This is a genomic window from Cellulomonas sp. (assembly GCF_036279715.1).
Taxonomy (GTDB): Bacteria; Actinomycetota; Actinomycetes; order Actinomycetales; family Cellulomonadaceae; genus Cellulomonas_A.
Window position 1 is genome coordinate 1 of record NZ_DASUIR010000015.1, and the last position, 2,359, is coordinate 2,359.

The 2,359-nt window shown below is 70.4% G+C and carries 3 protein-coding genes; all 3 read right to left on the bottom strand.

What is annotated here, in order from left to right:
• Positions 1 to 666 (bottom strand): DEAD/DEAH box helicase family protein (locus VFW79_RS01430; RefSeq protein ID WP_329675539.1); only part of this gene is annotated, 666 nt, incomplete at its 3' end.
• A gap of 83 nt (positions 667 to 749) precedes the next feature.
• The gene (gene coaE, locus VFW79_RS01435) at positions 750 to 1,379 is read right to left on the bottom strand and encodes a dephospho-CoA kinase (RefSeq protein WP_329675540.1); all 630 of its coding nucleotides are present in this window, start codon (positions 1,377 to 1,379) and stop codon (positions 750 to 752) included.
• Positions 1,380 to 1,525: 146 nt separating this feature from the next.
• Positions 1,526 to 2,359, bottom strand: an 834-nt coding sequence (locus VFW79_RS01440) for a S1 RNA-binding domain-containing protein (protein WP_329675541.1), incomplete at its 5' end; no start/stop codon positions are given.

Here is a 2,359-nt window from a genome sequence, read left to right on the forward strand (position 1 = left end):
GAAGCGGATCGCGAGCTCCTCGTACACCGGGATGATCTCGACCGTGTCGCCGCGCACCCGGAACGTCCCGCGCGTGAACGCCATGTCGTTGCGCGTGTACTGCATCCCGACGAACTTCCGGAGCAGCTGGTCGCGCTCGACCTGGTCACCCACCGCGAGGTGCACCATCCGGTCGACGTACTCCTGCGGGGTGCCCAGGCCGTAGATGCAGGACACGGACGCGACGACGATGACGTCGCGACGCGTCAGCAGCGAGCTCGTCGCCGAGTGGCGCAGCCGCTCCACCTCGTCGTTGATGGACGAGTCCTTCTCGATGTAGGTGTCCGTCTGCGCGATGTACGCCTCGGGCTGGTAGTAGTCGTAGTACGAGACGAAGTACTCGACCGCGTTGTTCGGCAGCAGCTCCCGGAACTCCGTCGCGAGCTGTGCCGCGAGCGTCTTGTTCGGCGCCATCACGAGGGTCGGCCGCTGCAGCTGCTCGATGAGCCACGCCGTCGTGGCGGACTTGCCCGTCCCGGTCGCGCCCAGGAGCGTGACGTCCTTCTCGCCCGCGCGGATCCGTGCGGTCAGGTCGGCGATGGCCGTCGGCTGGTCGCCCGAGGGCGTGTAGTCCGACACGACCTCGAACGGGGCCATGGTCCGCTGCAGATCAGTGACAGGACGCATGGCTCAACGGTACGTCGCGGGTCCGACACGCGTTCCCGGCCGCTCACCGTCCGACGCCGCGACCGCCAGCCACGGGCGGGTCGTCAACCCCGCTCCGCCGCTGCCTCCGCTGCGCGCTCGGCGGCCAGCCGCGCCCACAGGTCATCGATCTGGGAGCGCAGGTTGGCGTCGCTGCCCGTGCCGTCGAGCACGACGTCCGCGACCTCGAGGCGTTCGGCATCGGACGCCTGCGCCGACACCCGGGCCTCGGCCTCGTCGCGAGACATCCCGCGCGTCCCGATGAGGCGCTCGACCCGCAAGACGGCAGGAGCGTCCACCACGACGACCAGATGGAACGCTCCCGTCTGGCCGGACTCGACGAGCAGCGGGATGTCGTGCACGACGACGGCATCCGGATCGACGGTCGCAGCGGCAGCTTCCACCTCGGCCGCGAGCCGTCGGACGATCGGATGGACGATCGCGTTGAGCCGATCGCGCGCCGCGCGGTCCGCGAACACGATGCTCGCGAGCCCCGGACGATCGAGCTCGCCGTCGCTCGTCAGGATGCCCGGCCCGAACTCGGCCACCACGTCTTCGAGGCCGGGCGACCCCGGCGCGAGCGCCCGACGCGCGAGCTGGTCGGCGTCGATCACGACCGCGCCCAGCTCCACTAGCCGCTGCGCCGCCACCGACTTGCCTGCTGCGATCCCGCCGGTCAGTCCGATTCGCTGCATGTTCCTCATCCTGCCCGATCCCGCCGCAGGCCGCCCCCGCCCGCGTCCACCCCTGGACGAAGACGGCCCTCGACGCACCGCGGGCCGGCCACCCGAGGGTGACCGGCCCGCCTGCGACCGTCAGGGCAGCGAGTGCCCCGGCTGTGTCAGTTGCCCGTGAGCTTCTCGCGCAGAGCCGCCAGCGCCTCGTCCGACGCGAGGGTACCGGTGGCCTCCTCGGCCGGGGCAGAGGAGTACGAGGACGCGGTCGCGACAGCGCCGCCACCGTCGCCGCTCGCTGCCTCGGCGTCCGCCTTGGCGGCCTCCGCGACCTGCTTGCGGTGGGCTTCCCAGCGCTCGTGGGCCTTGGCGTACTGCGCCTCCCACACCTCGCGCTGAGCCTCGTAGCCCTCGAGCCACTCGTTCGTGGCCGGGTCGAAGCCCTCCGGGTACTTGTAGTTCCCGGCCTCGTCGTACTCCGCAGCCATGCCGTACAGCGCGGGGTCGAAGTCGTCGCTCGTCGGGTCGAAGCCCTCGTTCGCCTGCTTCAGCGACAGCGAGATCCGGCGACGCTCCAGGTCGATGTCGATGACCTTGACGAAGACGTCGTCGCCGACCTGGACGACCTGCTCCGGGATCTCGACGTGGCGCACGGCCAGCTCCGAGATGTGCACGAGGCCCTCGATACCGTCCTCGACGCGCACGAACGCGCCGAAGGGGACGAGCTTCGTGACCTTGCCAGGGACGACCTGGCCGATGGCGTGCGTCCGGGCGAAGGCCTGCCACGGGTCTTCCTGCGTCGCCTTGAGCGAGAGGGAGACACGCTCGCGGTCGAAGTCGACGTCGAGAACCTCGACGGTGACCTCCTGACCGACCTCGACGACCTCGGAGGGGTGGTCGATGTGCTTCCAGGACAGCTCGGAGACGTGCACGAGCCCGTCGACGCCGCCGAGGTCCACGAACGCACCGAAGTTGACGATCGAGGAGACGACGCCCGGACG